We start from the raw sequence: 25,274 nt of genomic DNA, 5'->3' as shown, positions 1-25,274 counted from the left end.
AGACATGAATTATTTTTAACGTTGCCACAATATGCGCGGTCCCTCAGCGTACCTATTCCTTATCTTTGCTTTATTGGCTAGCTTTAACTTTGTCGCACGAGCTGAAATAGGTGCCCCAGCCTTTCATACCTTTGATATGGAAAGCGGTATCACCCACGTTACTGTTTCTGATATCGCGGAAGATAAAAACGGTTTTCTCTGGCTAGCATCACAGTCGGGCATTGATAAATTCGATGGTTATACCTTTAGAAATTTTGGAATGTGGGACAACGATAAGTCTACAGGTCTACAAACATTAAGTGTTCTTCAGTTAGAAGCAAGTGTAGACGGCCAACATATTTGGGTTGGCACCTTTAGCGGTCTGAGTCGATTAAATGTAGACACTGAAAAATTTATGCATTACGCACTCCCTGTTTCATCACCTTTTGGCAAACAGGTCATCAACAGGCTGAAAACCACCTACGACGGCACGCTGTGGATAATATCCGAACGAAATTTGTATCGGTACTATGAAAAAAGCGACAGTATCGAGCTCGTCAGTTACCTTCCCGATACAACGAGCACACTCACTGATATAGAGTTAATCGGCAATAGTCTATACGTTACCTCCACCTCTGGTCTTTATAAGCTCGATACGATAAAAAATTCATTGGTACTTGCTGCTTATGAAGGTGTTAACTTTTCCAGACTGATCGCTGCAGAGCGGTCACGACTCTGGTTGGGCACCTCTACTCATGGTATCTGCCTGTTTAATCTCAATATCGAGCCCGAGCCAATAACTAAACAATGTACGAGTGAAATACAAGGATTGTCAGACAATTCGGTAACGGATATTTTACTACAGCGAAATGGCGATTTATGGGTTGCGACAGAACGAGGTTTAAACCTTTTAAAAGCCCACAGCCCTTATACAGTATTACACTTCCCAATAAGTGACAAAGACTCAGGAGACGAGCGCGTCTCAAGCCTATATCAAACAAAATCAGGCCTTGTCGTAGTGGGTACAAAGGACGATGGCTTTTCCATAAGTAACCCCGAACTAAGCAACTTTTATACAACTGAAGTCGGTGGTGGCCGGATAATTGGATCTATGGCCTCGTTTAAAGAGAATAAAGTATGGGTAGCGAATGAAAAAGGTCTATGGGTTTACGATACAGATAATAAAACCTATCAAGGACCTTTCACTTCAAATCACGCACAAAAAACTGACAGTCAAGCTAGTGATAAACTCACCAGTATTTTTTATGACTCAAAGAGCGATACGCTTTGGGTGACGACTCGCAGCGGACTAGCAAAGTTAAATAGGGAAACAAACCTCCTCGAAATTGAGGCGTTACAAGGTAAGTCTGGCTACAGCATTAACATGGACAACCAAGGAGATATTTGGTTTGGCGGATATAGCGATGGTGTTTTCGTGTATCGCCCTTCCGAGGGACGGATTATAAAGCAATGGCCTCTTTCACTTACTACTCGTATTGTTTTCGAAAATGAAGAAAGTGCATGGCTCAGCACAGTAACAGGGCTACATTTGGCTAATAAGCTCACTGGTGAATTAAAAAGTATTAGTGATTACACCGACAAAATTACAGACAGTACGGTAGTAACGTGGATTTCACATTCTGAGCGCGGTGGCTATTGGGTCGGGACGCAAGCTGATGGCTTGTATTTTGTCACCAAAAATAACGATGACTTATCAACCATAAAAGTTACACAAATTAAGCCAGAGAGTAGATTGAGCAAAGTATCAATCGGGGCAATTGTTGAAGATGATGAGTACGGGCTGTGGATTTCAACTATTGAGGGAATAAGTTATCTAGCGCCTGATCTTTCGACACTTTACCACTATGGCGAAGAAAATGGCGCCCTTTCCAAGGGTTACTATATCGGCTCTGTTGCCACAACCCAAAATAACACTATTCTTTTTGGCGGTGCAGAGGGGCTCACGCAGTTTGTTCCGTCAGAAGTTGCAAACGTTAAATGGTCGCCTGCTGTTCACCTGACAAAGGTAGAGACTGTAAGTCGAGATGAACACAATGGTACTAGCGTGCAGCAACGCCTTAACTTAGGCGAAAAGATAGAACTCACTTATAATAACATTGCCCTTTCCATTGAGTTCGCAGCCACAGATTTTATGAATGCTAATGAACTGCGCTATGCATACAAGCTCGTTGATTTCGAAAATAACTGGCGATTTACTGATTTTAAGACGCGAGTGGCAACCTATACAAATCTAGAGCCTGGGCGATACCGTTTTACGGTAAAAGCTATAAATCAGGAGAATGTATGGAGTAGCGACGAAGCTCAACTTGAAGTTATAGTGATACCACCATGGTGGGACGAGCCTATTTGGCGTGGCGCATTAGTTTTAAGTATTCTCTTCATCATCTCTTCAGCAATCTGGCTACGAATTTCGACGCTGAAAAAGCGCTCTGCAGAACTGGCCCTTAAAGTAGAGGAAAAAACACGAGATCTTGAAGCAATGATAGAAAAACTTACGAAATTATCGACTCAAGACTCGTTAACTGAGTTGAAAAATAGACGATATTTCACACAGAGAGCCAACGCAGAGTGGCAAGAATATAAACGCCATAGTCGTACCTTTTCCTTGCTTATTGTGGATATAGACTTTTTCAAGAATATAAACGATGAATACGGCCATCATGTTGGCGATGAGGTGTTGGTAAAAATAGCCAAAACCTTGGAAAAAAACCTTCGAGAAAGCGATGTCATTGCACGCTGGGGCGGAGAAGAATTTTTGATATTGTTACCCTCACTCAATGTACAAGAGGCTTATTGGGTAGCAGAAAAGTTACGTAAGTGTGTTTCACAACAAACTATTGAGAGCCCTCCCCACTCTATCAAGGTAACCATAACGTGTGGCGTTGCAGACATCAAAGATTACGATAGCGTAGATGCCTGTATTCACGCCGTTGATAAAAAGCTGTATGAGGGGAAAGAGTCTGGTCGAAATGCCGTTGTGAAATAACGATAACATACCGGCAGCATGGCGTGCCCCGATCCGCAAGTTCTTGACTAACTCAATCCGACTTTTTTGCGCTTACTCTTTTATGCATTCAATCTCTTTAACATGCAATCCACCGTAGTTATTGATCACTTGTTGCGTTTGCTTCTTATAAAACCTCGTAACGACAAACATTTTTAATTACAAGGAGAATAGCATTATGGCTAACGTATTAGTGATTGGCGCTTCAGGACAAATCGGTAAACAAGCCACCGTAAAGCTCTTAGATGCAGGGCACAAGGTTTTAGCTCCTGTAAGAAGCCCACAGAAACTTTCTGATATACAAAATAGCAACCTTACCGTGGTTGAGCAGGATTTAGAAAAAGACTTCTCGGCACATTTCGAAGGCGTAGATGTCGCTGTGTTTACAGCCGGTTCGGGAGGAAATACAGGGGCAGATAAGACATTAATGATAGACCTATGGGCCGCTCGCAATGCGGTTAACTACGCAAAGGCTGCAGGTACACCCAAGTTTGTAATGGTAAGCTCTATCGGTGCTGGCGATCCTGACTCCGTTGAATCAGCCATAAAGCCTTACTTAGTTGCGAAACACATGGCAGACGAGCATTTAATTAATAGTGGCTTACATTATACCATCCTGCGCCCAGGTACCTTATTAAATGAGCCAGGTAATCACCTTGTTCGCACAGATATGCCCAGCAATAAAGATGATGCTGTTATACCGAGGGAAGACGTAGCTACAGCCATTGTGGAAAGCGTTGCAAAAGAAGGAACTGAAAACGTAATTACTCACCTGTTCAAAGGCGAAACACCGATCTCTCAGGTTTTATAAACTATATAAATAATGTAAAGCCCTCTTCTGCTCTTGCAAGTTTAACAACGTAGAGCAAGAGGGCTTCATATATGTGCCTAAGACACATTTAGCGAGCGTCTAATCTTAACCACAGGTTTTAAGCATATTTAAGCTTGGAGTTTTCATTCAATTTGCTAGGAAAACGTTGATTTTTTTATCTAGGGAATCAACGACTGACTCATCCAATTGGCATTGCCGTCTTTTTGGTGCCACTCTCGGCTTTGAGGGTTACCTCTCAAATTCAGGTAATCTACGCTATCAATAGCAAGCATGATCACACAGAAATGAGGTGGTACTACACCAAAATCCCCTTCAACCTGTAGTGCCGAACCATCGTTTCTTGGTGTGCCGGGCTCGCCCCATAAGAACTGCTTTTTGCCTGCATCTGACAATTTATTCCAGTGCTGAGTAACTAAGTCTGCATCTTGATGTAACGTTATTATTGTTGCAGTACAAGAGAAGCGGTACTGTTCCCTAGTTTTAGAGAAATACCAACACACCTGAGAGTGAGGATTCTGGCCAAGCTGGTCATATTTATCTGAGCGAGTGTCAGAAATAACCACCAGTTGGTTGTCGTCGGTGATCCCTCTAAAAACCACGGTACGGCAGTACGGTACACCACTACCGTCCACAGTAGCTAACTGAAAGTAACGACTTTCTGGCATACTGCGGGTTTGGTGAAGACTCTTTGTCAATCCTTGTCGCCACTGGGGCATAACCACCTCCGGGTATAAAACCGCCTATACTTATCGCTACGCGGTTTTCTTGTTAGCGGCTAAAGAAAACAGCGTGTAGAAGTTTTGCGTGGTAATTTCCGCTAGTTCTTTTACCGTCACGCCTTTAAGCTCAGCAATAAATTCTGCCACTTCCACTACGTAACCTGGCTGGTTTTGTTTACCGCGATGAGGAACTGGCGCAAGCCATGGTGAGTCAGTTTCAATAAGTATTCGCTCTATAGGGATCGCTTTTACCACTTCACGCAATTCATCTGCTGAATTAAAGGTTACGATCCCTGAAATAGAGATATAGAAGTCCATTTCTATTGCTGCCTGCGCCATGTCTAATGACTCAGTAAAGCAATGCAAAACACCTTTGGTGTGCGCAGCTTTGTGTTGGCGGAGTAAGTTAATTGTGTCTTCCCTTGCATCCCGCGTATGAATAATTAGCGGCTTTTTAGTTTCATTAGCTACTTTGATGTGGTCGACGAAAGATGTTAGCTGGACTTCTTTACTTTCCGGGCTATAAAAATAATCCAGCCCAGTTTCGCCAATGGCTACAACTTCTTCACGCTGCGCTTTCTCTAGCAGTTCCTCATAGCTACACGCTTCATCTTGATGTAGTGGGTGCACCCCACAAGATACTGATACATCTTCAAACTGACTTACAGCTGCTAACATGCTGTCGTAATCACCAACAGATACGCACACACAAAGGAAGTGTTCAACACCTCGGGTTCTTGCGAAATTTAAGGTTTCAGCCAGCTCTTCTGGCCCTTGCTTAAGTCGGTCTAAGTGACAATGAGAATCTACGAACAAACTACACCTGTTTTAAAAAAATTGCTGTCAGACAAAAGGGCTTCGACAAGCCAGCATTTGCCTATTAACGTTGAAATTGCTTTAGTAACCCAAAAAGTACCATTGATTTGTTAACACCTGCGTGCTGCAGCGTTCTTACCGCATCAACACACGCTTCATAGCGTTTAAAATCAACAGCCTGTTGACGTTTTATGTATTCGTCATGGGCCATCTGTTGACACCACAATGCGATTTGAGGCGCATTGTCCTGCCACTTATTCGCAAGCGTTTGTACTTGCAAATTTGCATCGCCTGCTAAGAGCGCCTGCATACCATCGCTAAAATTGCGATAGCTAATGTCTTCTTCACCACTGAAGGCCTCTTCTACGCGAAGAGGGGCATAGCCATAAGCTGCCAGTAACGCTTCGCTTGCATCTTCTACGCCCTTAGCGTTTAAGTAGTTCAAACTGTCTGACACTGACGGGAGCGAGAGTATCTGCCGTTCACATCGACTTAATATGGTCGGCATAATTTTATTGATACTGTCAGTGATCAGCAGCAAGAAGGTATTATCTGTGGGTTCTTCCAAGGTTTTCAACAGTGCATTAGCCGCCGCTTCCGTCATGGTATCGGCACGAGGGATCAACAACACTTTATTGCCCCCCATTTGCGCAGTACCTGAAAGCTTGGCTATGCCTTCACGAATCTTATCCACACCTAACTGCTTTTCACTTTCTAATATATGAAAGTCTGGGTGGTTTCCAGCTTGCCTCAAATGGCAACTTTGACACTGTTCACATGGCCCATTTATGCTTGGCTGCTTACACAATAGCGCATTGCTTAACCCTAACGCGAGTTGGTATTTTCCAATTCCCTTTGGCCCTGTCAGCAATAAACCATGGTGTAGTTTCTTTGCCATATATCGCGACAGTAACGTCGAGAACGTTGTAGCAAACCAAGGCATTACTTGCATTAGCCTTTCCCCTGCTGGCTTTCGTTTCGAGCAATGTTACTGCTTTCGCTACTTGTGTTCGTCACATAGTCATTGATAATCGCAATCACGTCTTGATGAACCTTTTCCATAGGCTGCATTGCACTAACCACGACGATAGATTCATCTTGCTTAGCAAGAGACAAGTATTTTGCACGAGTTCGTTCGAAAAAGGCGAGCCCCGCTTGCTCAATGCGGTCAAGCTCCCCTCGCCCGCGGGCGCGCTCTAGTCCAACCGCAGGCTCGACATCCAGATATAGAGTTAAATCTGGCTTAAACCCTTTAAGGGCGATATCGCTGATGGCCGACATTGTTTTTCCACTGACGCCCCGACCACCGCCTTGATAGGCTTGAGATGACAGGTCGTGTCTGTCACCTACCACCCACGCACCAGCATCAAGTGAAGGTAAGATTTTATTGGTAAGTAATTGCACACGAGCCGCATACATAAGAAGTAGTTCAGTCTCCTCACTCACGGTCTCATCCCAGTCGTGTTTTACACATTCTCGAATGGCTTCTGCCATCGGTGTGCCGCCTGGCTCACGAGTTTGCTCAACGTGCTTTCCTGCACCTTTTAATGCTTGAACAATCAGCCCAATCACTGAGCTTTTTCCTGCCCCTTCAAGGCCTTCAACTACAATAAACTTTCCGCGCATTACTTTTTAAACTCTGTTTTTATTTAGCTATAACGTATCGGTTGTCTGCATCAATACGGCTATCGTTTTAACTGGTATTTTCGCACAGCTGCATTGTGCTCAGCTAGTGTTGTAGAAAATTGATGGCTGCCATCGCCCTTCGCCACAAAATATAGTGCATCCGTTTTTAGCGGGTGCAGCGCAGCGTGAATGGCGGCCTTGCCTGCCATCGCGATAGGCGTAGGTGGAAGCCCTTTAATAACATAGGTATTGTAAGGCGTTGCTGTTCGCAGGTGCTTACGGGTAATGTTTCCGTCAAACGTGGGGCCGATACCATAAATCACGGTGGGATCGGTTTGAAGACGCATATTTCCGTTGAGCCTATTGACGAAAACGCCTGAAATCATGTCACGTTCCGCAGGCACAGCCGTTTCTTTTTCAATGATACTCGCCAAGATAAGAGCCTCGTAAGGTGTGGCTAACGGCAGTTCGGCATCCCGTAACTCCCATTCGCTAGAGACAAAGTCAATTAGCGCGCGGTGTGCTCTTTTCAATACCTCGCTTGCGGTTGTGCCTTTGGTAAAGAAATACGTATCAGCCAAATATACGCCCTCTGTCTGCGAAACGTTTTCGCAACACCAATCTACGCCATTATCCTGAGTGAGCTGGTTTAATTTCCCTTCGTTTAAATCAAACACCAAATCTGAGTTTTGTTTAAGCGCCTCAAGCCACTGTGCAAGGGTTAGTCCTTCAACTAAACTCACTGCAAACAGATGCTCATCGCCCTCGGTAAACAAGGTAAACACATCTACCAGTGACTGCCCTGGGCGCAGCATGTAGGTGCCAGACTTAACAGACGTACTGCCTGCGAAGAATTTGAGCCACACCTTCGCAACAAAGGGCGACACATCGGTCATGCCTATTTTACGCAGGTGTTTCACGGTACGATAAGCGTTACTGCCGCGCTCTATCGTAAATAAGATTTCACTTTTTAATGCTAGTTCATCGGTAACCTTGCTCGAGACATACATTACGCCAGAGGCTGCCCCAACAACGGCAAGCATGACAAGAGATAATAGAATAACAATTACCCGCTTCATGCTTGAACTTCCCCTTTTTTCATTGCTCTACATTCCATTTTGTTTCTTTTTACTACCAATTTGGTGAAGCTCGTAAAACGTTGACGAACCCTGTTGTAAGAAGTGCGTTTTAGTTAATTTTTAAGCGCAGTCTGAAGCCTTGTCTTTAGCGCTACAATCGCATCGCTAGTTACGTCAAAATCTACATAAGAGAAATCCGGCATTCGTATTTGCTGTACCGGCATAACGCCCATTAGTGCATTGGTAATTACCACTGCACTCGCTTTTCGCAAATAAGAAAGGTCATATTCCCCCACGTGAAGCGAACAATTGTCGTTTAACAGCGAATCAATAAGGCACTGCCTGACTACGCCATTGACACCGCTTCCTTTCAAAGACGGGGTATACCATTGTTCATTGAGGTAGAAAAATACATTGCCAGCACTCGCTTCAATAATGTTATCTTGGGTATCGCAAACAATAGCATCGTGTGCGCCAGCATCGTCTACTTCGTGCTTAACTAAGACTTGTTCTAGCCTGTTCATATGCTTTACACCCGCAAGCAATGGTTGAATGGCTAACCGTGTTTGAGCGCAAATTACAGTTACCCCTTCATTCGTAAGACTATCGTAATGGACAGGGTAAGGGTGCTGGCTAAATCTGATTAATGCTTCACTGTCTTCGCTTCGCGCATACCCTCTTCCGGCTTGACCTCCCGACACGTGAACTTTTAGCACATATTTTAAAGACGCGTTATCACCTGAACCGTTCTTTATGGCCTTAACTTGTTCAGCAATTGCAACTTCAAGCGCGCGGATATCAATATTGAGCTTGATGGCTGCCGCATCGTGCTCTAAACGTGAAATATGATAAGGCAATAATTCTACTTGATGTTCACTTACCAACAATGTGGTAAACACACCGTCGCCATAGTTAAACGCCCTGTCACTTGATGAAATAGGCGTAGCGCTAGGAATAATTCTCACTGCCTACTCTTGTTCGCCGTTATTGTGGTTGAGGGAAGTATACCAACTTGCGTTTGTCAAACAATGACTAGCTGAATTGATTTGGCTGTAGCGGTGCTCAAAGAGACCTGAGTTTTATGATATTCACTGTGAGATTTAACTGTATAAACAACAAAAGGCAGCCGAAGCTGCCTTTTAACTTTGCGTGAAGTTCACTTAATCAGCGATAATTACGCTATATTAGTTACGCCGTATTAGATACGCTTGAAAATCAATGAGCCGTTCGTACCGCCAAACCCGAATGAGTTACACAGTGCGTAGTCTTCATTGAATGCTTTCGCTTTGTGTGCAACAAAGTCTAAGTCGCAGCCTTCACCTGGTTCATCCAAGTTAATGGTTGGCGGCGCCATTTTGTCACGCAGTGCCAAAATAGTGAAAATTGCCTCAACCGAACCCGCTGCACCAAGTAAATGACCTGTCATTGACTTGGTAGAACTAACAAGTAACTTGTGAGCGTGATCGTTAAACACACGTTTTACCGCAGCTACTTCAGCTATATCACCTGCGGGCGTAGACGTGCCATGTGCGTTAACATAGCCAATTTCGCTTGCATCCATCTTCGCGTCGTTTATTGCGTTTTGCATAGATGCGGCCGCGCCTTCACCATCTTCAGGTGGAGATGTCATGTGGTACGCGTCGCCACTCATACCAAAACCAACCAGTTCTGCATAAATGGTCGCGCCACGTGCCTTAGCTGCTTCGTATTCTTCCAGCATTACCACGCCAGCGCCCTCACCCATAACAAAACCATCGCGGTCCTTATCCCATGGGCGGCTTGCTGCTTGTGGGTTGTCGTTGCGAGATGACAAAGCACGTGCTGCGGCAAAACCAGCCATGCCTAGCGGAGTAATAGACGCTTCTGCGCCTCCGGCTAGCATGGCATCAGCATCGCCATAAGCAATTGTTCTTGCGGCAATACCAATGTTGTGAACGCCTGTTGTACAAGCAGTCACAACGTTTAAATTCGGTCCTTTCAGCCCTTCCATGATAGACAAAAAGCCTGAAATCATGTTGGTAATGGTTGAAGGTACAAAGAATGGCGATACGCGCTTAGGTCCGCTATTTGTCAGTTTTAAATGGTTTTGTTCAATTTGCTCTAAACCACCAATACCTGAACCAATAGCTACACCTACGCGATGCGCATTATCTTGTGAAACAGTTAAACCAGAATCGACCAAGGCTTGCTTGCCTGCTGCAATACCCAGCTGGATAAAGCGGTCCATTTTCTTGGTTTCTTTCTTTTCAATGTATTCCTGCGGATCAAAATCGTTAATTTGACCTGCGAAACGGGTTGAATAGTTACTACAATCGAAATGGGTGATTTCACCAATGCCGCTTTCGCCCGCGAGCAATTTGCGCCATGTGTCTTCGCTATTAAGACCTAATGGTGAAAGCATTCCAAGACCAGTAACCACTACGCGACGTTTTGTCACAAAAAGCCCTCGCTTTGGAACTAAGGTAGGAGATACAAAAACGGCTCTGTAAGAAGAGCCGCTTTGTCGCTACTTAAGACTTAAGCGTCTTTGTTAGCGTTGATGTAGTCAATTGCAGACTGAACAGTAGTAATTTTTTCTGCTTCTTCGTCAGGAATTTCAGTATCGAATTCTTCTTCCAAAGCCATCACTAGCTCAACAGTGTCAAGTGAATCAGCGCCTAAATCGTCAACGAATGAAGCTTCTGCTTTTACTTCTTCTTCTTTCACGCCAAGTTGTTCAACAATGATTTTCTTAACGCGTTCTTCAATGTTACTCATAATTCTAGGTTTCCCTTAAACGTCACTAGATAATAAAAGTGCCGCTAGTTTATTTTGCAAGGTGCATCCTTGCAAGCACCAGTTTAAACAAATTTTCTGGTCAAACCAGCGACATTCGAAATTCGTAAAATACTATTTTTACATCCAAGTTCGGGTAAATACCACCCCAAACTAAGGAAAATTCGCAATTTTTGCGAATTTACCCCATATACATACCACCATTTACGTGGATAGTTTCGCCTGTAATATAGGCTGCACCATCGCTCACTAAAAAGGCAACAGTGGCTGCAATTTCATCAGGCGCACCTAAACGGTTCGCCGGAATATCTTTGAAAATGGCTTCTTTTTGGTCATCGGTCAGCGCTTTTGTCATATCTGTATCGATAAAACCAGGCGCTACAACGTTGATGGTGATACCACGAGAAGCCACTTCACGAGCCATTGATTTAGAAAAACCAATGACCCCTGCTTTCGCTGCAGCATAGTTTGCTTGTCCGGCGTTACCTGCACTGCCCACCACTGAACCAATATTCACGATGCGACCAAAACGCTTCTTCATCATACCGCGAAGTACCGCTTTTGACAGTGTGAAAATTGAAGTTAAGTTGGTGTCGATAATGTCCTGCCACTCGTCATCTTTCATGCGCATTAGTAGATTATCACGTGTGATACCTGCATTATTGACCAATATATCGATGCTACCAAAAGCTTCGTTAATTGCTTTTAATGTTGTATCTACACTTTCTTTGTCAGTGACATTAAGCGCAAAACCCTTGCCACCGAATTCAGAAAGATAATCGCTGATCGCTTGCGCACCATTTTCACTGGTTGCGGTTCCGATAACCGTAGCACCTTGCTGAGCAAGCTGCGTGGCAATCGCTTTGCCTATACCTCGGCTTGCGCCGGTAACAAGCGCAATTTTACCGTCTAATTGACTCATTGCGTTTCCTTATTGTTTTAATGCTTCAACACCATCAGGTGTATTAACTGCAAGAGATTCTAGGCTCTTGTCGATACGTTTGTTCAATCCAGTAAGTACTTTACCTGGACCTACTTCAATAACGCGCTCAACGTCCGCAGCCGCCAAGTATTCAACAGTACGCGTCCATTGAACGGGGCAATATAGTTGTCTCACTAATGCGTTCTTGATTGCATCACCTTGGGTTTCAATAGTGACATCAACATTATTCACGATATTGATTGCAGGCTCATTAACGTTCAATGACGATAACGCGTCTTCTAACTTGTCTGCTGCAGGACGCATTAACTCACAGTGTGAAGGAACGCTCACCGCAAGAGGAAGTGCGCGCTTAGCGCCCGCTTCTTTACACGCATTAGCGGCTTGCTCGGCGGCGCTCTTTTCCCCTGCAATAACCACTTGGCCTGGAGAGTTAAAGTTAACTGGTGCAACCACATCGCCTGTAGCAATAGCAGTTTGCTGACAAATATCAGCAATGGCGGCATCGTCTAATCCGATAATGGCATACATGGCACCTGCACCTGCTGGTACAGCTTCTTGCATGTATTTACCACGAGCTTCCACAAGCTTGATAGCATCAGCAAAATCCATGGCGCCGCCACATACTAATGCTGAGTACTCACCAAGGCTGTGACCCGCTAGGTAATCTACATCGATGCCCTGCTCGCGAATAACACGCCAAATTGCTACGCTAGCAGCAAGCAACGCTGGTTGAGTGATATGCGTTTCGTTTAGTTTACCGTCTGTATCATTTTGGACTAAATCCCACAGATCGTAGCCGAGCGCGTCAGAGGCTTCTTTAAACGTCGCTTCGATAATAGGAGAAGTCTCAGCAAGTTCCTTTAGCATACCTACGCTTTGAGAACCTTGTCCTGGAAATACACAGGCTGTCTTTGTCATGTCGATTCCTTATTATTTTTAATTTACTAGAAGCGAGAAAACGTCGGAGTTGGAGTGCCCCTATCGAGGCAAATATCACCAAAGCAAATATCTGCAAGGCTAATAGCGTACAAGCGCCGATGCCCAAGCAAATCCGCCTCCGAATGCTTCTAGTAATAAATGCTGTCCGCGTTGAATGCGCCCGTCTCTGATAGCGGTATCAAGCGCTGTAGGCACAGTAGCAGCAGAGGTATTACCATACTGCTCTAACGTAAGCACTACTTGATCAAGAGACATATTCAGCTTTTTAGCTGTCGCTTTAATAATTCTAAAGTTTGCTTGGTGAGGTACTAACCAGTCAAGATCAGATTTTTGCATACCGTTGGCAGCAAGGGTTTGTTCTACCACTTCTGAAAGCTTGGTTACCGCAACCTTAAAGACCTCATTACCACGCATCACACCCCAGTTCTCGTGAACCGACTGCTCGTCACCACGGGTTGGATTACCCACGTACAGCAAATCGCCGTGAGAGCCTGATGCGTTGATATGTGTGGAAAGAATGCCAGGTTCATCACTTGCTTCAATAATCGTCGCGCCTGCCGCATCGCCAAACAAGATAACCATGGTTCTGTCTTCAGGGTTTATCAAGCGGCTCAAACAGTCGGTACCGACTACAAGAATACGTTTCGCCATGCCAGACTTAATGTATTGATCGGCAACACTTAATGCGTAGCAATAGCCTGCACACGCAGCAGCTACGTCAAATGCAGGAATACCGTCAATATCTAGAATGCGTTGAATTTCACATGCTGTGCTTGGAAGCGCATAGCGACCACTCGTGGTAGCGCACACAATCATGTCGATAGATTTCGGGTCTATGCCAGCCATTTCAATGGCTTTCTTACTGGCTTCTGCCCCCATGGTAGCAGCGGTTTCATCTGCTCCAATAATACGTCGCTCTTTTATCCCGGTACGGTCAGTGATCCATTCGTCACTGGTGTCCACCATTTGCTCTAAATCTGCGTTTGTACGCACGTCGCTGGGATAATAGCTACCTGTTCCTATAAAGCGTGAATATTTGCTCAAAGCTGCTCCAACAATACCGTTTCTATCTTTGTCTTTATCTTTTCAGGTAAATGCATCTTTGCTTCTTTCATTGCTTGCACGATGGCGTAATAAAAGGCGTCTTTTTGTGCATTTCCGTGACTCTTGATAACAATGCCGCGCAATCCTATCAGACTCGCACCGTTATACTGGTCGGGGTTCACGCTGTTATAGATAGATTTCAGTAACGGGAAGGCAATTTTTGCCAATAATCGGGTATAAAAGTTCTTCTGTGACTGGCGTTTTACTTCGTTTATCACTAACTTAGCCAGTCCTTCGCTTGATTTAAGCGCTACATTTCCGGTAAAACCGTCAGTTACCACTACATCGGCATGATCGGTGAAAATGTCGTCACCTTCTACATAACCAATATAGTTTATGCCTGGCGCGTCTTTAAAAAGCTGGTCGGCAGATTTTACCTGCGCGTTACCTTTAATATCTTCTTCGCCCACGTTCAATAAGGCAACCCGTGGCGATGCTATGCCCGCCACCTCTTGCGCAAGCACTGAGCCCATAACGCCGTATTGGAAAAGTATTTCAGGCGTGCAGTTTACGTTAGCGCCTAAATCAAGGAGAAAAACGTTATGGTGCCCTGTTGTAGGCATCATATTAATAAGTGCGGGCCTATCGATACCTGATAAGGTTTTAAGCAAATAGAACGATAAGGTAAGCAATGCACCGGTATTACCTGCGCTTACACACGCGTTAGCCTCGCCACTTTCGACAAGCTCAATAACGCGACGCATAGAAGAATCTTTCTTATTTCGTAGCGCTGACGTAGGCGCTTCGCCCATCTCAACCACTTGTGAGCAATGGACAATAGTAACGCGGTTGCGCTCAGAATCAGTAAGGGGCTGTATACCTGCTTTGATGGTATCTTCATCACCGCATAGCGTGAAGTGCACGTCTGGGTGAAGTTGAATAGCCTTTACGGCTGCGGAAAGGATAACAGGGGGACCATGATCGCCCCCCATGATATCTAACGCGATGGTTAGTTTAGACAAAATGTAGTCGCCGTATTACGCGCCGATTACTTTCTTGCCTTTGTAATAACCGTCAGCGGTCACGTGGTGACGACGGTGAGTTTCGCCCGACGTTGAATCGACAGACAAAGTCGCGCCTGTCAATGCATCGTGTGAGCGACGCATACCGCGCTTAGAACGCGTTTTACGATTTTGTTGTACTGCCATAACTTACTCCTGGTCTCGCTTAAGTTCTTTCAAAACCGCGAAAGGGTTTTGTCGCTCTTGTTCCGGTTCAATCTTTCCAAACGACATATCGTCCTGCTTCACTGTACACTCCGACTCTGCATGAAGGGGCACAATTGGCAAAGATAACAGTAGCTCGTCTTCAAAAATTTGAAGCAGATTAACTTCTCCGTGGTCGTTGACCTCTACCGGTTCGTAAGCCTCGGGAATGATGTCATCGCTTTCCTGTTCTTCTCCCTGCACTGGAGTAAAACAGAATTCCGCTTCCACGGGATAATCGAGTTCACCATTACACCTTTGACAGATAAGTGTTACCTGCGTGGCTAGATGGCCGTGAAAGACAGTAAGACCCTGCGCGTCTTTTTCGAACTGTACTTCTGCGTCCACATAGTCATTGCATCGGACAACTGCTTCACTCAATCGTTCCATATCTTTAGACGCAATCACGCCCCGGTAATCGGAACGTTTCATGGCACTTTTAGTCGGTTCAACCGAATGAGGGAGTTTCACTTTCTGCATAGGGCGCGCATGATATAGGGTCAACCCCTCCCTGTCAAAGCAAAATTGCGTTTTAACCTACAATAAAACGCTGTATGTGGTGCGCAGTGATAATGTAACATTGTACTACTAACTGAAAGTACGCAACATATTGATTTTATAAAAGGAGTAATTGTGGCCTCCCTTGTTCTTGCCTCATCATCGCAATACCGAAAAATGTTGCTCGCCAACATTGGTATTCAGGTAGACACCCACGCACCGGATATTGACGAAACGCCCTTTGCGAACGAAAGCCCTACTGCATTGAGTTTACGTTTAGCCGAACAAAAGGCGCACAAGGTTGCCGCTGAATTAGAAAAGGTAAATAACGACACCATTATTATAGGTAGTGATCAAGTCGCTTTGGTCCAAACCGATGCGGGCCCGCAGTTACTTGGCAAGCCTGGCACGTTAGAAAATGCAGTAAACCAGCTAATGGCATGCCAAGGTAAGCAAGTGTCATTTTATACTGCACTTTGCCTTCACCAACCTAGCGCCAATAAAACAATAACACAGGTAGATGAAACACGCGTTTTCTTTCGCCATAACAGTGAAGCTGCCATTCGCGCCTATGTAGATAAAGAGCAACCACTTGATTGCGCTGGCAGTTTTAAAAGCGAAGGTTTGGGTGTATTACTGTTCGATAAAATAGAAAGCCGCGACCCTAACAGTTTAATCGGTCTTCCGATAATGCTGCTAAATGAATTACTGGGCGCACACTTCGATGTCGATTTATTAGCAATGGCTGCACAGTAAGCCACTAATTCTGTCAGAGCAGTTGTATCAAAGCATTGCTACAAACCAGCGCTATTTGAATAGCGCGGTTTCTAGTTCACTTATAGAGTGTACAATTGCAACAGGTAACAACGCTTCTAAATGAACCTGCGCGTGAACGCCATATGACACACCTATCCTATCCATACCAATCGTTTTCGCCATTTGCATGTCGTAGGTTGTGTCGCCAATCATCACGGCATCTTTTATTTCATAGCCCAGTTCATCAAGTAACTGTAGCAGCATGTCGGGCGAAGGCTTTGATTCTGCCTCATCGGCGGTACGTGACGCACTAAAGAAAGGTCCCGTCCCTGTTTGTGCCCACGCTCGATCAAGACCGCGGCGCGCTTTACCTGTCGCCACGGCTAGTGTACATCCTGCTTCTTTCAAATTAACAAGTAGCTGCTCCACGCCCTCAAATAGCGGGCACGGTGTTGTATCGCGGGTAACAAACGCTTCTTTGTACGCTGCCACTAAACGATCGGCTAACTCATCGTCTTCAATTTTAAAAAGTTGCTTGATGGCGGGCTTTAAACTTATACCAATAATGTGGCCTACTTCGTCGTAGGTAGGAACAGGCATATCACACTGCTTTGCGGCAAGCTGCATGCAGCTAACAATTTTTGCCGCCGAATCCATGAGCGTGCCATCCCAATCAAAGATAACAAGTTTGTACTTAGGCAGTTTTTTATCTAACGAAATGAAAGGCTGTGTTTCCACAGCCTGTTTTTTTGAATGCATAACTTACAGCGCTTTAAGTGTATTTGAGAGAGTGTCGTCTAATGGCGCGGTAAATGTGACGCGCTCTTCAGTCGCTGGGTGCAGCAGTGAAATACTGCGAGCGTGAAGGAACAGTCTGTTCAGCCCTTTTTGGCGCATTGCCGCGTCGAAATCCGCATCGCCGTATTTTGGGTCACAAGCAATAGGATGACCCGCATGCAAACAGTGAACGCGAATTTGGTGGGTTCTACCTGTAATAGGCGACGCTTCAACCAAGGTTGCACCTGCGTATTCCTCTAATATGCGATAGCGAGTTTCTGACGGTTTACCATCGTCGCTTACACTTACCATGCGCTCACCCGATTGCAGCACATTTTTACGAAGCGGCGCTTTAACTTTAAATCGAGTTTTAGGCCACTCACCTACAACTAGCGCATTATATCGCTTGTCCATTTTACCCGTGCGAAGCTGCTCATGCATGTGGCGAAGGGCAGAACGTTTTTTAGCAATTAAAATACAGCCTGATGTGTCACGGTCTAGTCGATGTACCAATTCCATAAATTTGGCATCGGGACGCAAGGCTCTTAGGCCTTCAATTAGACCAAAGCTTAAGCCGCTTCCCCCGTGAACTGCCATTCCCGATGGCTTGTTGATAACAAGTATACGGTCGTCCTCGAAAAGGATATGCGACTCTAATGATGCAATTTTATCGAGCTTTGGCGATGGCGCAGGCGCACCTTCCGACACGCGAACCGGTGGAATTCTGATTAAATCGTCGGCTTGTAACTTATATTCAGGCTTAACACGACCTTTATTCACCCGCACTTCACCTTTGCGTAAAATGCGATAAATCATGCTTTTCGGCACACCTTTTAGCTGGGTGCGCAAAAAATTATCGATACGTTGACCAGCCAAGTCGGCTTCAACCGTTACAAAACGTACTTTTTGGGGAGCTTCTTCTTTCATGCCCAGAGTATACCTCATTGGTATTTCTCTGGGCTAATTGAAAGTGATAAATAATTGAAAAAAGCATTTATCGTCGCAATTTTAACCAAAGACATTTTTTGCCATTCGTCTGTGCTCAGTACACAGCCTAATTATTGACATATACACAATTTATTCACTTGCTTTCCTTGCTAAATTTGCAGTTTTGGTGCGATAATTAACGACGTTTTTTGAACGGTAATATTCACAATTTAGTTTTTGACAGTAAGTGGTAACAAAACGCCCTTTCAGAAACGTGAAACTCAGCGTTATAAAAACAACAATCAAGAAAGAGACAGCAATCTATAAAGAATGACGATGCTGCTCAAACTTGTAAAACGAAAAAGTATGGCGTTCGTGTTGGTAGCATCCGCAATGAAAAAATGTTTTTCAGGCCAACCAAGCTAGAGAGGCAACGACTACACTGCCGTGATAAAGCAACCGCCATTGCTTGCGAACATAAAATAAGTTTGCCGTTAACTAACAGAATTAAATGACACGCAAGCAATTAAATTGCTTGTAAAAAAGAATACAGTAATAAGGGCTAGTCGCTCCCGACATCCTTAAAGCAGTGTGGCCATTACAATTTACTTGCGAGTTTGTCTGAAAATAAGACACAAGTTAATTTAATTGAATTTGAGCGCTAAAAACGGCGCTAATGTGGTCACCCACCAGGGATAATGCGACGAAACAACAAGGTCCCCGTCCAGCCGTGAGGTTGCGCGGTGAGGGTTTGCACATGTCACTTTAATTTTGTGTCTTAACGGCTGTACGAAAACAGAGTTAGATACAATGAAAAGAATGTTAATTAATGCAACTCAGCAAGAAGAGTTGCGCGTTGCCCTCGTTGATGGGCAACGGTTGTACGATTTAGATATTGAAAGCCCAGGGCACGAGCAGAAAAAAGCGAACATCTACAAAGGTAAAATTACCCGTGTTGAACCTAGCTTAGAAGCCGCTTTTGTTGACTACGGCGCAGAGCGTCACGGTTTCCTTCCCCTTAAAGAAATTGCCCGCACTTACTTCCCTAAAGGTTACAAATTCGAAGGCCGCCCAAACATCAAAGATGTGATTAAAGAAGGCCAAGAAGTCATTGTTCAAATTGACAAAGAAGAACGCGGCCAAAAAGGCGCAGCTTTAACTACATTCCTATCGCTTGCGGGCAGTTACTTGGTACTTATGCCAAATAACCCACGCGCTGGCGGCATCTCTCGCCGTATTGAAGGTGACGAGCGTACAGAGCTTAAAGAGTCACTTAGCAAGTTAGATCTTCCTGACGGCATGGGCCTTATTGTCCGTACTGCTGGTGTAGGTAAATCTTACGAAGAGTTAGAGTGGGATTTAAAAGTCTTGCTTAAACACTGGGAAGCGATTTCAGAGGTAGCAGAAGAGCGAGAAGCACCTTTCTTAATTCACCAGGAAAGTAACGTTATCGTACGCGCTATTCGTGACTACCTACGTCGCGATATTGGCGAAATCCTTATTGATAAAACCAGTATCTACGAACAAGCGTTACAGCACATTCAACTAGTACGCCCTGACTTTGCAAACCGCGTAAAACTATATCGTGGTGAAGTTCCATTATTTAGCCACTACCAAATCGAAAGCCAAATTGAGTCTGCTTTCCAACGCGAAGTTCGCTTACCATCTGGTGGCTCAATTGTTATTGACCCTACTGAAGCACTAACCTCAATTGATATCAACTCAGCCCGAGCAACCAAGGGTGGCGATATTGAAGAGACAGCACTAAATACTAACTTGGAAGCAGCAGACGAGATTGCCCGTCAATTGCGTCTTCGCGACTTAGGCGGTTTGGTTGTTATCGACTTTATTGATATGACACCAGTTCGTCACCAACGTGAAGTTGAAAACCGCATGAAAGACGCGGTAAGAAGCGACAGAGCACGAGTACAGTTAGGCCGCATTTCTCGCTTTGGTCTTCTTGAAATGTCTCGCCAGCGTTTACGCCCTTCTCTGGGTGAATCTGCACACCATGTGTGCCCGCGTTGTTCGGGGCACGGAACCATTCGCGGCACTGAATCTTTGGCACTGTCTATTCTTCGTATTCTGGAAGAAGAGAGTATTAAAGAGAACACGGGGCAAATTGAAGCGCAATTACCTGTTCCAGTAGCGACCTATTTACTTAACGAAAAGCGTAAGTCTATTCAGCTGCTTGAAAAGCGCCACGGCGTTAATTTACTGCTTATTCCTAACGCCAATTTAGATACACCGCATTACCAGGTATTGCGCAGACGCCCGGATGACGTAGTATCTGAAGCGAGCTATGACGTAGAGCTTATGCCTGCGGTAGAAGCAGAAACAGAAACCACAACTTCAACCCCCGTTAAGCGTGAAGAACCCGCGCTTAAAGGTCTTGTCGCGCCGACGGCTGCGCCTGTTGTAGCACCAAAAGAAGAGCCAGCAAAGAAAGCCGATGACGTGCCTTCGCTATTTGCCCGATTTGGTAAGTGGATTAGTGATTTGTTCGGTAGCGGAAGCGAAGAAGAAACCAATAAAGACAAGAAGCCACAGTCTGATAATAAAAATAGAAACAACCGCAGCCGCAATAATGACGACCGTCGCCGCAAGCCTCGTAATAAAAACAATCGTCGTGGCAATCAGTCTCAAAACAGAGACCAAGGTAAAGATCAAAATCGCGAAGGTGAGCAGCACGATAATCGCAAACCGCGCGGCGATCAGCGAAAAGACCAGCGTCAAGAACAACGGTCAGACCAAGACGACAAGCGTAATAACAAAGGTCGTAAGCCTCGTAAGGCACAGCAACCTCGCGATGAGCAACAAAAGCCTAAGCACGAGAAGCAAGATGGCGAGCAGCAAGAAAACCAAGCGCAGAAGAAGCGTGAAGTTGCTGAGCGTAGAAAACGTCGCGATAAGCGCCGCAGCGTTCGTGTGAAAAAGGATGACAACGCGGTAAATACTGCTGATCAAAACAAAGCGCAGGCCGCACCAGTAGCCAAAGAAGCGCCAGTGCAGCAGAAAGCTAAAGCTGACACTAAGCCGAAGGCAGAGACTCCGGTTGAAAACACGACTGAGCCGAAGCAGGATACGCAAAAGCCAACAGTGAAAGCAGAGAAAAAGTCAGCTGAAAAACCTGTTGAAGCGAAGCCACTAACCGATGCTGTGAAGGGTGATGATGGCTCATCTGCGGTAACCAGTGATGCCGTTGAAAATACCGATGCAAATACCGACACTAATAGTGAAGAGCAAGGTCAGAAACGTGAAGGCCGTGGCCGTTCACGCCGCTCTCCACGTCACGTTCGCGCAGCAGGTCAACGTCGTAAGAAAGAGTCGCAGCAAGTTGACGATACAGACACGCAAGCTAAACAGCCTGGTGAACTGTCACCACAGCAGACAGAAGTTGAAGTTGAATCGACAGCTAAGACAGATGCACCTGTTGTTGAAGAAACACAAGCACAAGAGCCTGGACAACTAGCCCCGGCTGACGAGCAACCTGTTTCTAAACAAGATAAGCAAGAAAACGCTAAGCTTGATGTTGAAGCTGTTCAGGACGAACTTCAGTTTGATGCAGAGCCTTCAGCGGGTATAGAGCCTTCAGCGGGTATAGAGCCTTCAGCGGACGATAAAGCTTCAGCTAACGAAAAATCTTCAGCGGAAGAAGTAACGTCAGCGGGCGACAACGAGGCGACTGAAGCCGAATCTGCTAATGAGACCGGAACTTCTGTGCAACAAAGCAGCGCCGAAGAAAAGGTACCGGCAGCACAAGCCGAACCAGCGGTTGAAGCTAAAGCAACGCAAGCTGATACTGCCCAGGCAGCCATAGCGCCAGAAGCTAAAGACGAAGCAGCATCGCCAGAGCAAGTTGAAATAAACTTGGCTGACGCACCTGCAGATGCTGAATCTGAATCAGCAGCGCAAGAAGCGAAAGCAGATACGCCAGCGTCAAAAGAAAAAGCGCTAGAAAAAGCAATGCCTTCTACCAGCCTAGCAGCAAGTGGCAAAGGTAAGCGTGGTGCATCGCACCCTATGGCATTGCCAGCGTCAGTAAACGACGCGTTTGTTGATGTAGCACTTACCGCTAAAGCAGACGACACACGACCTGCACTCGCAGTATCAGGTAAAACTGCGGCAATGTCGCACGTTACCTCGCGCGCTTCAGCAGTAACTACGCTTCCTAAATCAGTTGATGAAGTTGGCGATGTGGCAGCCGAGGCTGAATAAGTTTCAGCCGCTAGTGCGCTACTAGCTAATTGACGTAAAAGCCGCTTTCGAGCGGCTTTTTTGTTTGTTAGTGTACGTTTAACATCGAGTCCGAGTTGAGAATAAAATGTCAGATACGGTAAATCAGCAGTATATAGATTGGTTAAGCCAAGTATGTAACGCGCAGGTATTAGACACACAAATGATTCAACCTCTTTGGAGTGGCTACGGTGCGTGCTTTCGTGCCACTTTGGGCTATCCAAATAATACTTTTTCGAAGAATGACGACGAGAGTCGCCCTTTCCGAGAAAGCCAGCATCACCAAGCGCTACAAAACCCACTTAGCATACAACACGGTGTAGACGGAGCAGCGCTAAAAGTAGTCGTGAAATGCGCCACTCCGCCACACAGCCTCTCACACCCCAAAGGCTGGAATGGTGAAGCTAGCCACAACCGTAAGTGCCAATCTTTTAAGGTAGAGAACTGTTTTTACAGCAATCTTCAAACGCAAACTGACGCCCCCTGCCGTACAGCTAAATGCTTAGGGCACAGCCAACAGGGCGAAGCCTCCCTTCTTGTTATGGAAGACTTAGCACACAGTGGCTATTCTCGCACGGCCTCTTCACTTACCGCTGCGCAATGCATCACTGTTCTAGAATGGCTTGCCAACTTTCATGCACGCTTTGTCAATGTGAGAGATGAATTTGATAGCCGAAATTTACAATTATGGCCTGAAGGGACGTATTGGCACTTGGCAACCCGTGAAGATGAGTTCAACGCCATGTCGGATGGATTACTAAAGCAACATGCTGTCGATATATCTACCACGTTAGGCGACGCTCACTATCACACTTTGGTGCACGGCGATGCTAAAGTGGCTAACTTTTGTTTTACCGAAGATTTTTCTGACTGTGCAGCTGTCGACTTTCAGTATGTGGGTTATGGCGCAGGCATAAAGGACGTGGCGTATTTTTTGGGCAGTGCGCTATCAACCCAAACCCACATGAAGCATCGTGATGCACTGCTCAATACCTACTTTCAAGCGCTCGAAGATGCGCTACACACTCGATTGGCTAACAATGATAGTTCGGCTTGTTTCAAGCGTGCTGATATTGCGCTTATCATTGCTGAATGGAAGTACCTGTACCCCTTCGCCTGCGCTGACTTTTATCGGTTCTTAGCGGGTTGGAGCCCCGAACACTGGAAAATAGATGAAGAGCTCCAATATCAAACAGATATTGCCTTGTCTATTCTTGAGCGCACGGCTTAAACGTTTACGTTTTCATAGTGATCACGACTTTTATGAACGTACTTTTTTCCTCTCTCTCGCGCCTTTTTTTGTTCTATTTTTACACCAGTTCAGACGACATGTCGCTGGTAGCCCATCTGCTCAGACTTACTATTTTATTGCAGTGAAACTGCACCATCAAATTACGTTTAGCGTATATAGTGACAAATAATCATAACGCTGCTGCCAATGTACAAACGTAAACTCTACCTTTTTGGGCTACTTTCCACTTTTATTCTGTTGATTGCTTTAGCCAGTGCAGCCATATCTGCGCATTTAACGCGCACTAACTTAGCGCAAGCTCAACTCGCTCAATCCCTGCTGTCAGAGCACCAGCAGTTATCAAGTATTTCCTACAGGCTTTTCAAACAGCTAACCGATGAGCTTATTTTTGGCAAGAATGCGAACCAAGCGAAAGTGAGAAACAAACAACAACAAATAGAAAACTCGTTGAACCGTATAAAATCTCTGGAACTTGCCCAACGCGAAGCGCTAGGGCTTGAGGCAACATTAGGAAGTGTTGAAGATACCGATGAACTTGAAGCGCTGATTCAAGGCATTGTGGAAGAGTTTAGAGCTATTGCGCTAAGTAACGACAGTACTCCACTTAATCAACAGCAGCGCCTTCAAACATTACTTGAAGTAACTATCGACAACCAGTTTAGGGAGGCCATCAACTCTGCAGTAAACCGCCAAACAGGCGTTGTATCGCGCATTAACGCTAGCATTGAAACGCTAAACAGCAGCATTGTGTGGTTTACTATCAGTTTAGGCCTTATCACCTGTCCTTTTATTCTGCTGGGTTGTTATTGGCTATTCAATGCCCTGTATCAGCCGCTTACAGTTATTCGCACGGGTACCGATGCCATTGCCTCGGGAAACTACCACTATCGATTGCCTGAAACCCTGGATAGCGAATTTACTGACTTGGTCAAAGCACTAAATTCCATGATAGCGCGACTACAAGAACACGAAGACCAAGCTGATGCCCATCGTAAGCACTTAGAGTTTGAAGTGGAGAGCCGAACCCGGGCTTTAAAAAAAGCCAACAATAAACTCACTCAGCTGGACGCAAAGCGCCGACAATTTATGGCTGATGTAAGTCACGAATTGCGCACTCCGTTAACCATTATTCGTGGCGAAGCGCAGGTAACCCTTAGGCAGGCTGCGGCTAGCAACGAGATTTATAAAGAAACGCTAGAAACCATACTTGAGCAAGCCGTGAACTTAAGTAAGTTGGTTGATGATTTGCTGCTGCTAGCGCGTGCCGAGATGCACGAATTTACTGTAGATCTGGTTAAATCTGACTTACATAACCTGCTTACACAAAATATGGCGTTATGGCAAAAGCTCACAAAGCCAAGAGACTTAGATCTTAAATGGCTTGCCAATAATGAGGTCCAAGTGCTCATCGACAAAGACAGAATTGCGCAGGTACTGACCATCCTTATCGAAAACGCACACAAATATTCTTATCCCGATACGCCCATTGTGCTGCGCGTTGAGAGCGAAGGCCCGAATATCAACGTATCAGTCATTGATAGCGGTGAAGGCATTTCGTCAAGTGATTTGCAGCACGTTTTTGAACGCTTCGTTAGGTTAAAGCGCAAAGGCAATGGAATGGGGCTAGGTTTGTCTATCGCTAAAGCGATAGCAGAAGCCCACCGCGGTACATTGAGTGCGCATTCCACATTAGGTAAAGGCTCGCAGTTCACGTTGACGCTGCCGGTGTTACAAGACCACGCGACGTCATTAGATTAATAACAACCGTTAAGTAACATCGAACGAC

At 45.4% G+C, this 25,274-nt stretch carries 22 protein-coding genes; 6 read left to right on the top strand and 16 right to left on the bottom strand.

Going from position 1 to position 25,274, the window contains the following annotated elements; all coding sequences use genetic code 11:
• The first annotated feature begins 31 nt into the window (after positions 1-31).
• Both ACXAGV_RS07985 and ACXAGV_RS07980 read left to right on the top strand, forming a co-directional pair.
• On the top strand, positions 32-2,986 hold the full coding sequence (locus tag ACXAGV_RS07985) for a ligand-binding sensor domain-containing diguanylate cyclase (RefSeq protein ID WP_474872790.1): 2,955 nt from the start codon (positions 32-34) through the stop codon (positions 2,984-2,986).
• Positions 2,987-3,182: 196 nt separating this feature from the next.
• Positions 3,183-3,815 carry an SDR family oxidoreductase gene (locus ACXAGV_RS07980; RefSeq protein ID WP_474872789.1) on the top strand — a complete coding sequence of 211 codons (633 nt, stop codon included), beginning with the start codon at positions 3,183-3,185 and terminating at the stop codon, positions 3,813-3,815.
• A 179-nt stretch (positions 3,816-3,994) separates the two neighbouring features.
• On the opposite strand, the gene ACXAGV_RS07975 is transcribed toward ACXAGV_RS07980, so the two are convergent.
• The 14 genes from ACXAGV_RS07975 to yceD form a co-directional block, all read right to left on the bottom strand.
• The gene (locus tag ACXAGV_RS07975; protein ID WP_474831268.1) at positions 3,995-4,552 is read right to left on the bottom strand and encodes a pyridoxamine 5'-phosphate oxidase family protein; all 558 of its coding nucleotides are present in this window, start codon (positions 4,550-4,552) and stop codon (positions 3,995-3,997) included.
• A 36-nt stretch (positions 4,553-4,588) separates the two neighbouring features.
• The gene (locus ACXAGV_RS07970; protein WP_474872788.1) at positions 4,589-5,371 is read right to left on the bottom strand and encodes a TatD family hydrolase; all 783 of its coding nucleotides are present in this window, start codon (positions 5,369-5,371) and stop codon (positions 4,589-4,591) included.
• Positions 5,372-5,435: 64 nt separating this feature from the next.
• On the bottom strand, positions 5,436-6,323 hold the full coding sequence (gene holB / locus ACXAGV_RS07965; RefSeq protein ID WP_474872787.1) for a DNA polymerase III subunit delta': 888 nt from the start codon (positions 6,321-6,323) through the stop codon (positions 5,436-5,438).
• Positions 6,323-6,997, bottom strand: coding sequence for a dTMP kinase (gene tmk, locus ACXAGV_RS07960; RefSeq protein ID WP_474872786.1), 675 nt, complete (start codon positions 6,995-6,997; stop codon positions 6,323-6,325). The genes holB and tmk overlap by 1 nt, the downstream gene beginning before the upstream one ends.
• Before the next feature lie 59 nt (positions 6,998-7,056).
• Positions 7,057-8,076, bottom strand: coding sequence for an endolytic transglycosylase MltG (gene mltG / locus ACXAGV_RS07955; RefSeq protein WP_474872785.1), 1,020 nt, complete (start codon positions 8,074-8,076; stop codon positions 7,057-7,059).
• A gap of 113 nt (positions 8,077-8,189) precedes the next feature.
• Positions 8,190-9,041 carry an aminodeoxychorismate lyase gene (gene pabC / locus ACXAGV_RS07950; RefSeq protein ID WP_474872784.1) on the bottom strand — a complete coding sequence of 284 codons (852 nt, stop codon included), beginning with the start codon at positions 9,039-9,041 and terminating at the stop codon, positions 8,190-8,192.
• Positions 9,042-9,274: 233 nt separating this feature from the next.
• On the bottom strand, positions 9,275-10,513 hold the full coding sequence (gene fabF, locus ACXAGV_RS07945; protein ID WP_423077872.1) for a beta-ketoacyl-ACP synthase II: 1,239 nt from the start codon (positions 10,511-10,513) through the stop codon (positions 9,275-9,277).
• Positions 10,514-10,593: 80 nt separating this feature from the next.
• A complete protein-coding gene (gene acpP / locus ACXAGV_RS07940; RefSeq protein ID WP_012518211.1) occupies positions 10,594-10,833 on the bottom strand; it encodes an acyl carrier protein in 240 nt (79 codons plus the stop codon).
• Between the two features lie 199 nt (positions 10,834-11,032).
• Positions 11,033-11,773, bottom strand: a complete 741-nt coding sequence (gene fabG, locus ACXAGV_RS07935) for a 3-oxoacyl-ACP reductase FabG (protein WP_474872783.1) — start codon at positions 11,771-11,773, stop codon at positions 11,033-11,035.
• Positions 11,774-11,782: 9 nt separating this feature from the next.
• Positions 11,783-12,712, bottom strand: a complete 930-nt coding sequence (gene fabD, locus ACXAGV_RS07930; RefSeq protein WP_474872782.1) for an ACP S-malonyltransferase — start codon at positions 12,710-12,712, stop codon at positions 11,783-11,785.
• A 99-nt stretch (positions 12,713-12,811) separates the two neighbouring features.
• On the bottom strand, positions 12,812-13,777 hold the full coding sequence (locus ACXAGV_RS07925) for a beta-ketoacyl-ACP synthase III (protein ID WP_014949212.1): 966 nt from the start codon (positions 13,775-13,777) through the stop codon (positions 12,812-12,814).
• The gene (plsX, locus tag ACXAGV_RS07920; protein ID WP_474872781.1) at positions 13,774-14,799 is read right to left on the bottom strand and encodes a phosphate acyltransferase PlsX; all 1,026 of its coding nucleotides are present in this window, start codon (positions 14,797-14,799) and stop codon (positions 13,774-13,776) included. The genes ACXAGV_RS07925 and plsX overlap by 4 nt, the downstream gene beginning before the upstream one ends.
• Positions 14,800-14,814: 15 nt before the next feature.
• Positions 14,815-14,985 carry a 50S ribosomal protein L32 gene (gene rpmF, locus ACXAGV_RS07915; RefSeq protein WP_012518206.1) on the bottom strand — a complete coding sequence of 57 codons (171 nt, stop codon included), beginning with the start codon at positions 14,983-14,985 and terminating at the stop codon, positions 14,815-14,817.
• 3 nt (positions 14,986-14,988) lie between these two features.
• Positions 14,989-15,522 carry a 23S rRNA accumulation protein YceD gene (gene yceD / locus ACXAGV_RS07910; protein WP_014976324.1) on the bottom strand — a complete coding sequence of 178 codons (534 nt, stop codon included), beginning with the start codon at positions 15,520-15,522 and terminating at the stop codon, positions 14,989-14,991.
• A 153-nt stretch (positions 15,523-15,675) separates the two neighbouring features.
• On the opposite strand from yceD, the gene ACXAGV_RS07905 reads away from it, so the two are divergent.
• Positions 15,676-16,296: a Maf family protein gene (locus tag ACXAGV_RS07905; RefSeq protein WP_474872780.1), complete on the top strand. Its 621-nt coding sequence runs from the start codon at positions 15,676-15,678 to the stop codon at positions 16,294-16,296.
• A gap of 51 nt (positions 16,297-16,347) precedes the next feature.
• Here ACXAGV_RS07905 and ACXAGV_RS07900 read toward each other — a convergent pair whose 3' ends face one another.
• Both ACXAGV_RS07900 and rluC read right to left on the bottom strand, forming a co-directional pair.
• The gene (locus tag ACXAGV_RS07900; protein ID WP_474872779.1) at positions 16,348-17,055 is read right to left on the bottom strand and encodes an HAD-IA family hydrolase; all 708 of its coding nucleotides are present in this window, start codon (positions 17,053-17,055) and stop codon (positions 16,348-16,350) included.
• A gap of 3 nt (positions 17,056-17,058) precedes the next feature.
• Entirely contained in the window at positions 17,059-18,000 is a 942-nt protein-coding gene (rluC, locus tag ACXAGV_RS07895; protein ID WP_474872924.1) for a 23S rRNA pseudouridine(955/2504/2580) synthase RluC, read from the bottom strand.
• An 810-nt stretch (positions 18,001-18,810) separates the two neighbouring features.
• Between rluC and rne the strand changes: the two genes are divergently transcribed.
• The 3 genes from rne (at position 18,811) to ACXAGV_RS07880 (ending at position 25,246) form a co-directional block, all read left to right on the top strand.
• Complete coding sequence (gene rne / locus ACXAGV_RS07890) at positions 18,811-22,218, top strand: ribonuclease E (RefSeq protein WP_474872778.1); 3,408 nt, start codon at positions 18,811-18,813, stop codon at positions 22,216-22,218.
• A gap of 106 nt (positions 22,219-22,324) precedes the next feature.
• Positions 22,325-23,467: an oxidoreductase family protein gene (locus ACXAGV_RS07885; protein ID WP_474872777.1), complete on the top strand. Its 1,143-nt coding sequence runs from the start codon at positions 22,325-22,327 to the stop codon at positions 23,465-23,467.
• 207 nt (positions 23,468-23,674) lie between these two features.
• A complete protein-coding gene (locus ACXAGV_RS07880; RefSeq protein ID WP_474872776.1) occupies positions 23,675-25,246 on the top strand; it encodes a sensor histidine kinase in 1,572 nt (523 codons plus the stop codon).
• Positions 25,247-25,274: the final 28 nt, after the last annotated feature.

This window comes from Alteromonas sp. ABH4_453 (genome assembly GCF_056160665.1).
Note: the sequence above shows the minus strand (reverse complement) of the source record. Positions and strands in the feature narration are given on the sequence as shown.